The organism is Frigoribacterium sp. CFBP9029 (assembly GCF_034045305.1).
Taxonomy (GTDB): domain Bacteria; phylum Actinomycetota; class Actinomycetes; order Actinomycetales; family Microbacteriaceae; genus Frigoribacterium.
In genome coordinates, this window is the sequence record NZ_JAXCWB010000005.1 from 137361 (window position 1) to 143741 (window position 6381).

Sequence of the window (6381 nt, forward strand, 5' to 3'; positions counted from 1 at the left end):
GGATGCGAGCAACACCGGCCAGAGAAGACGAAAGAAACGCCTTCGACCCGTGTGACGCTACGCGCCGCGGCGGTGACCGGCTCCCAGGTTCGGCGTGTGGTGCGCTGGGCGGCTACGTCGCCGTCGCCGTCGCCGGCGTCTGCGCCGTCGCCGCGGGGGCGGTGGGCAGCACGGCGGCCCAGAGGTGGAAGAGCGCGTAGGCCCGCCACGGCGACCAGGCGGCACCGGCGGTCTCGGCCTGTCGCGTGGTCAGGCCGCCGAGCACGCGCCGCAGCACGAGGTCGCCGGCGGGCCAGGCGTCGCGGTCGCCGAGGGCGCGGACGGCCAGGTAGTCGACCGTCCACGGGCCGATGCCGGGGAGGGTCAGCAGTCGGCGCCGCACCTCGGTCGCATCGTCGCCCGGTGCGATGACGAGACCGTCGGCGACGGCCGCGGCGAGGGCCTGAACGGTGCGCGCTCGACTGTTCGTGATGCCGACGGCCGATCGCAGCTCGTCGACGTCGGCGGCGGCCAGGACGTCGGCCCGGGGGAACCTCGTCAGCCCGGTGCCCTCGACGGGTTCGCCGTACGCCGAGACGAGTCGCCCGCTGAAGGTGCGGGCGGCCGCCAACGACACCTGCTGGCCCAGCACGGTGACGACGGCGGTCTCGAAGCCGTCGGGGTTGCCCGTGATGCGAATGCCCGGTCGTGCCGTCACCAGCGGGCCGAGCACGGGGTCGCCCGAGAACGCGTCGTGCACGGCAGCGATGTCGGCGTCGAGATCGAGCCATCGGCGGACGACCGTCTCGAGCTGGGCGAGCACCCTCTCGTCGTCGGTCGCCACGTCGACCGAGACGCCGTCGGCCGTGAAGGTCAGATCGACCCGGTAGGAGGCGCGGGAGGCCCCGTCGCCCGCCTCGACCAGCCGCGAATGCGAGGCCGCGCCGATGTCGGTGGCCTCGGCCCCGGGGATGCTGTGGGCCGCGAGCAGACCCACGGCGTGCCGGTGGTCGTACTCGCCGACCGCCCGCACGTCGAGACGCGTCACGAGTCGTGGCCCGGAGCCGAGGCTGCCTGCCGGGCGCCCGGCCGCGGGGCGTCGACCCAGACCCCCGACGTGCCGCGTCGGTGGCTGCCCACGAGGTGCGTGTCGACGAGCCCGACGGCCTCCATCAGCGCGTGCATGGTGGTCGGCCCGACGAACGTGAACCCGCGCTTCTTGAGGGCCTTCGACAGCGCCACGGACTCGGGCGACGTCGTGGGCACCTCGGCCATGGTCTGCGGCGACGGGGTCTCGGCCGGTCGGAACGACCAGACGAAGTCGACCAGGCCCTCGTCGGCGCGCAGTCCGACCACGGCTCGCGCGTTCTGGATGGTCGCGTCGATCTTCAGCCGGTTGCGGACGATGCCGGCGTCGCCCATCAGCCGAGCACGATCGGCGTCGTCGAAGAGCGCCACGGCGTCGGGGTCGAAGTCGGCGAACGCTGAGCGGAACGCCGGGCGCTTGCGCAGGATGGTCGCCCACGAGAGGCCCGACTGGAACGCCTCGAGACTCAGTCGCTCGAAGAGCCCGCGTTCGTCGCGGACGGGCATGCCCCACTCGTTGTCGTAGTACTCGCGCATCAGAGGGTCGGTCGAGGCCCAGACGGGTCGTGCGAGCCCGTCGTCGCCGATCACGACCGAGGGATCGTCGGCGGGGCTCACGACGTGGCCTCGAGCGCGAGGAGGGTCTGCTTGGCGGCCATCCCCCCACGGTAGTTCCCGGGGGCGCCGTCGCTCCGCACGACCCGATGGCACGGGACGACGACGGGCAGCGGGTTCGTCGCGCAGGCGGTGCCCACGGCGCGGACGGCCTTGGGGCTGCCCGAGGCCCGAGCGACCGAAGCGTACGACTCGGTCGCCCCGTAGCCGATCTCGGGCAGATGCTCGAGCACGGTGCGCTGGAACCCCCTCGACAGCCGGCGGTCGAGCGGCAGATCGAACGACCGGCGCTCGCCGCGGAAGTACTCGTCGAGCTGACCCGCCGCCGTGTCGAGGGCGTCGGGCGCCTCGATGATCCGCGGGCTGATGACCGCGGCCAGCCGGTCGAGCACGGTGTCGAGCCCTTCGACGTCGAAGGCGATCCGCACGATGCCGACGGTCGTCGTGCAGACCAGGAGCCGGCCGACGGGGGAGTCGACCGTGCGGTACGCCACGTCGACGGCGTCGGCGTCCATCGCCGAGCGGACGAACCGGGCGTGCAGGGCGGCGAGACGGTCGTCTCTCGGAGCGAAGCCCCCGAGCCGCTGCCGCAGCACGGCATCGAGCTCGGCTGCGGCAGACCGCGAGGCCTCGCCTTCGGGGATGCTCGCGGCGGTTTCTAGTGTGTCGGTCATGAGGCCCCTGACGGTGCTCGCGGGTCGGGTGGGCTGAGGAGGGTTCGGAGCCGGGCGATGCCGTCGGCCGAGGCGCGGCGGGCGGCGGCCGGGGTGATGCCGGTGAGCTCCGCCGCCTCGGCGTGCGAGAGCCCGACGAGGTGGTGGTGGACGACGGCCCGGCGTTGACCGGGAGGCAGACGGTCGAGGGCGCGGATCAACTCGTCGCGCCGGGCCAGCGCCTCGTCCTCCGGAGGCGCGGGTCGCCGCTCGGGCACGACCTCGACCGGCTGCGGACGACGTGTCGTGGCCCGCGCGATGTCGATCGCCTTGCGGTGCGCGATGGTCACCAGCCACGCCTCGACGTTGGCCGTCTCGGGCAGCGAGGGGTAGGCGACGAGGGCTGCGACGAACGTCTCGGACCAGGCGTCGTCGGTGTCGTGCTCGTCGAGCACCGCACGGCAGACGCGCCACACGGTGGCCCCGTGCATCTCGACGACGCGGGCGAACGGCAGCACGTCAGAACAGGCGGCCCGAGGAGGCGCTCTCGGGCTCTTCGAGATCGAGCAGCCGCCGCTTGCGGTCGAGACCCCCGGCGTAGCCGACGAGGGCACCGGCGGCGCCGACGACCCGGTGGCACGGCACGACGATGCTGAGCGGGTTCAGCCCGTTGGCCGCCCCGACGGCCCGGGCGAGGCCGACGTCGCCGAGCTCTCGCGCCAGCTGGCCGTAGCTGCGCGTCTCGCCGTAGGGGATGTCGCGCAGCAGGGCCCAGACCCGTCGGCGGAACTCGTTGCCGCGCGGCGCCAGCGGGAGGTCGAATCGACGACGCTCGCCCGCGAAGTACTCGCCGAGCTGGTGCTCGACCTCGTCGAAGTCGACGACCCCGACGCCCGTCGGCGACGCCCGCCCGAAACCGGCCGGGTCGGGGAGGTTGCGGTGCTCGGCGAAGTACAGCCCGGCGAGGCCGTCTTCGGAGGCCACGAGCGTGAGATCGCCCAGCGGGCTCGGCACGGTCGTATGGACGGTCGGCGGCAGGTCTGTCTCGGTCGTCACGGTCGGCTCCTCACCCTCGGCGATGCTACTCACCCTGTAGACGGTGCTCGAGCCCCGTATGTGAGGTGCCGGTCGGAGATCGTCGCCGCGGTCCGTGCGCGACCCGCGCCGCAGTCCGAGCGCGACCCCCGGCGACGCGCGAGCCGAGGCGTCGCGCGAGCCGAGTCGTCCCCGTCAGCGCCGGGTGGTGAACTCCGTCTCGCCGATCGGACCGAGCTCCCGTACCTCGACGGAGTCGACCGTCGCCCCCTGCGGGCCCTGCTCCAGCCATTCGAGCATCAAGGCGACGCGGTCGGGTCGCCCCTCGATCTCCACCTCGACGTCTCCGTCGGGCAGGTTGCGGACGAAACCGCCCACGTCGAGGCGATCGGCCTCGCCCTCGGTCGAGAAACGGAACCCCACACCCTGCACGAGGCCGTGCACGAGTGCCCGGCGTCTGATCACGTCGTCCATCGCTCGACCGTACCCGCGCCTCCTCGGCCTCGCCCCGCGCGTGGACGTCTCACCCCGCCACGATGTGCACATCACGCCACGAGAAAACGTGGCGGGATGTTCATTTCGTGGCGGGGTGGCGGGGTGGCGGGGTGGCGGGGTGGCGGGGCGACGGAGCGACGGAGCGACGGCTCACCCAGGGACGTCGGTCGCCGTGCTACTCGTCGACGGTCGACATGTCGGCGTAGCGGGCGCCCTTCGGCGCGGCGACGTCGTCGAGCTGGTGCAGCTGCTCCTCCGAGAGGACGATCTCGTCGGCGGCGACGTTCTCGTCGAGGTACGCGCGGCGCTTCGTGCCCGGGATCGGCACGATCCCCTCGCCCTTCGCGAGCAGCCAGGCCAGCGCGACCTGTCCGGGCTTCGCGCCGACGGCACGCGCGACCTCGTCGACCTGCTGCACGATCCGCACGTTCGCCTCGAGGTTGTCGCCCGAGAAGCGGGGGGCGAAGCGTCGGAAGTCGTCGGGCGCGAGCTCGTCGACCGACCGGATCGTGCCCGTCAGGAACCCGCGGCCGAGCGGCGAGTAGGGCACGAAGCCGATGCCGAGCTCACGGACGGTGGGGATGATCTCGGCCTCGGGCTCACGGCTCCACAGCGACCACTCGGTCTGCAGAGCGGTGATCGGGTGCGTCGCGTGGGCACGGCGGATCGTCTCGGGCGCGGCCTCCGACAGCCCGAGGAACCTCACCTTGCCCGCGGTGACTAGCTCGCCCATGGCCCCGACGGTCTCCTCGATCGGCACCTGCGGGTCGACGCGGTGCTGGTAGTAGAGGTCGATGTGGTCGATGCCGAGACGCTTGAGCGATCCGTCGACCGACCTGCGCACGTACTCGGGGCGACCGTCGACGGTCCGCTCGAGCCGCGCCTCCTTGTCCGTCACGTTGCCGAACTTCGTGGCGACGACGGCCTGGTCGCGCCGGCCCTTGAGGGCCCGTCCGAGCAGCTGCTCGTTCGTGTGCGGACCGTACATGTCGGCCGTGTCGAGCAGCGTGACGCCGACGTCGAGCGCGCGGTGGATGACCCGCACCGACTCGTCGTCGTCCGTGCTGTTGCCGGTGTAGAAAGCGGACATGCCCATCAGGCCGAGGCCCAGGCGTCCGACGTCGAGGCCGCCGTCGACCTGGCCGAGTGTCGTGTTCTTCATGACGTCGAGACTGCACCCCCGAACCGACCGGCCGCACAGGCTCGCCGACGCCGACGCCGACGCCGACCGCACCGTATGCCGCGGGTTCCTTGACCGCCGCTCGTGCCGGGGCCATGCTGACCCCACGACCGGCGGCACCGGGCCTTCGGGACAACGGGAACCAGGTGCGTCATGCCCACGATGATCTTCGTCAACATCGCCGTCGACGACCTCGAGGCCTCGAAGGCCTTCTACGAGGCGCTCGGCTGGTCGATCAACCCCGCCTTCACCGACGCGAACGCGGCCTGCATCGTCATCAGCGACACCATCTACGTCATGATCCTCGTCAAGCCGTTCTTCCAGCAGTTCACGAGCAAGCAGATCGTCGACGCGACCGTCGGCAACGAGATGCAGCTCTCCGTCAGCGCTGAGAGCAAGGACGAGGTCGACGAGATGCTCGCCAAGGCGCTCGCCGCCGGCGGCACCGCGTCGGGCAGCCAGGACTTCGGCTTCATGTACAGCAAGTCGTTCGACGATCTCGACGGCCACCACTGGGACGTCATGTGGATGGACGAGGCCGCTGCGGCCGGGGGCGGGCCGACCCTCACCGACGAGGAGCTGCGGGCGGGCATCTCCACGACCTGAGCCGAGGAGGCGCGGTGCCGGTCGACCCGGCACCGCGCCTCCCGCGGTCACTCCTCTTCTGCGGCTCCGGCGCGACGCCGGACGGCCGCCCCCGCGGCCAGCACGAGACCGAGCGCGATCAGGCCGCTCGCGAGACCGATCGGCAGAGCGGGATCGGAGCCGGTGAAGGCGAGTCCGCCATCCGCGACGGGGACGAGGGGCACGGCGCCGACGCCCGGCACGAGGACGAGCGTTCCGAGGGAGATGTCGTCCGTTCCGGTCGTGAAGGAGGTGACCGGTGTGCCGTCGACGACCAGGCGGTAGGTGGTCTCGGGGGTCAGGCCGGTCACGACGAAGGCGCCGGCGTCGTCGGTGGTGGCCGCCGCGACGGGGTCAGTGGAGTCGGCGGGCAGCACCTCGACCCGGGCGTCGGAGACGGGGGCGCCCTCGACGTCGAACACCGTCCCGCTGACCGACACGACCTCGGGGAGGGGTGCGGGTGCCGGGGTCGGCTCGGGGCTCGGGACCGGCGTCGGCTCCGGTGTCGGGCCGGGCGTCGGCTCCGGGCTCGGTTCCGGTGTCGGGCCGGGCGTGGGCTCCGGGCTCGGTTCGGGGTCGACGGGTGCGGCGGGCTGTTCGAGTTCGAGGGGCGGGTTGGGGGCCCCGGCTGCGGGGGTGGTGAATTCGATGGGGCGGTCGGTGTCGCCGTCGACGATGATCGTGTAGTCGGTCTCGGGGGCGAGGTCGGGTGCT

9 protein-coding genes are annotated in these 6381 nt (G+C 72.5%); 1 reads left to right on the top strand and 8 read right to left on the bottom strand.

Features of this window, described 5'->3' with window-relative positions:
- Positions 1-112: 112 nt before the first annotated feature.
- The 7 genes from SOM11_RS08745 to SOM11_RS08775 all read right to left on the bottom strand — a co-directional run bounded on the left by SOM11_RS08745 (position 113) and on the right by SOM11_RS08775 (position 5025).
- Positions 113-1027, bottom strand: coding sequence for a DNA-3-methyladenine glycosylase 2 (locus SOM11_RS08745; protein WP_320477798.1), 915 nt, complete (start codon positions 1025-1027; stop codon positions 113-115).
- A complete protein-coding gene (locus tag SOM11_RS08750; RefSeq protein ID WP_192058894.1) occupies positions 1024-1683 on the bottom strand; it encodes a DNA-3-methyladenine glycosylase I in 660 nt (219 codons plus the stop codon). Before SOM11_RS08750 ends, SOM11_RS08745 begins: the two co-directional genes overlap by 4 nt.
- Positions 1680-2354, bottom strand: a complete 675-nt coding sequence (locus SOM11_RS08755) for a methylated-DNA--[protein]-cysteine S-methyltransferase (protein WP_320477799.1) — start codon at positions 2352-2354, stop codon at positions 1680-1682. The genes SOM11_RS08750 and SOM11_RS08755 overlap by 4 nt, the downstream gene beginning before the upstream one ends.
- Positions 2351-2851, bottom strand: a complete 501-nt coding sequence (locus SOM11_RS08760; protein WP_320477800.1) for a sigma-70 family RNA polymerase sigma factor — start codon at positions 2849-2851, stop codon at positions 2351-2353. Before SOM11_RS08760 ends, SOM11_RS08755 begins: the two co-directional genes overlap by 4 nt.
- 1 nt (position 2852) lies before the next feature.
- The gene (locus SOM11_RS08765) at positions 2853-3389 is read right to left on the bottom strand and encodes a methylated-DNA--[protein]-cysteine S-methyltransferase (protein ID WP_243215699.1); all 537 of its coding nucleotides are present in this window, start codon (positions 3387-3389) and stop codon (positions 2853-2855) included.
- Positions 3390-3563: 174 nt separating this feature from the next.
- Positions 3564-3842 carry an acylphosphatase gene (locus SOM11_RS08770; protein WP_192058888.1) on the bottom strand — a complete coding sequence of 93 codons (279 nt, stop codon included), beginning with the start codon at positions 3840-3842 and terminating at the stop codon, positions 3564-3566.
- Between the two features lie 196 nt (positions 3843-4038).
- The gene (locus SOM11_RS08775; protein WP_192058886.1) at positions 4039-5025 is read right to left on the bottom strand and encodes an aldo/keto reductase; all 987 of its coding nucleotides are present in this window, start codon (positions 5023-5025) and stop codon (positions 4039-4041) included.
- A 171-nt stretch (positions 5026-5196) separates the two neighbouring features.
- Between SOM11_RS08775 and SOM11_RS08780 the strand changes: the two genes are divergently transcribed.
- On the top strand, positions 5197-5649 hold the full coding sequence (locus SOM11_RS08780; RefSeq protein ID WP_243215700.1) for a VOC family protein: 453 nt from the start codon (positions 5197-5199) through the stop codon (positions 5647-5649).
- 47 nt (positions 5650-5696) lie between these two features.
- On the opposite strand, the gene SOM11_RS08785 is transcribed toward SOM11_RS08780, so the two are convergent.
- On the bottom strand, positions 5697-6381 hold a 685-nt coding region (locus SOM11_RS08785), incomplete at its 5' end, for a carboxypeptidase regulatory-like domain-containing protein (protein ID WP_320477801.1).

What these genes read in the sequence shown, in the direction of transcription:
- SOM11_RS08775 (WP_192058886.1), bottom strand. Translation starts at nt 5,025, where the DNA reads ATGAAGAACACGACACTCGGCCAGGTCGACGGCGGCCTCGACGTCGGA.
- SOM11_RS08755 (WP_320477799.1), bottom strand. Translation starts at nt 2,354, where the DNA reads ATGACCGACACACTAGAAACCGCCGCGAGCATCCCCGAAGGCGAGGCC.
- SOM11_RS08770 (WP_192058888.1), bottom strand. Translation starts at nt 3,842, where the DNA reads ATGGACGACGTGATCAGACGCCGGGCACTCGTGCACGGCCTCGTGCAG.
- SOM11_RS08780 (WP_243215700.1), top strand. Translation starts at nt 5,197, where the DNA reads ATGCCCACGATGATCTTCGTCAACATCGCCGTCGACGACCTCGAGGCC.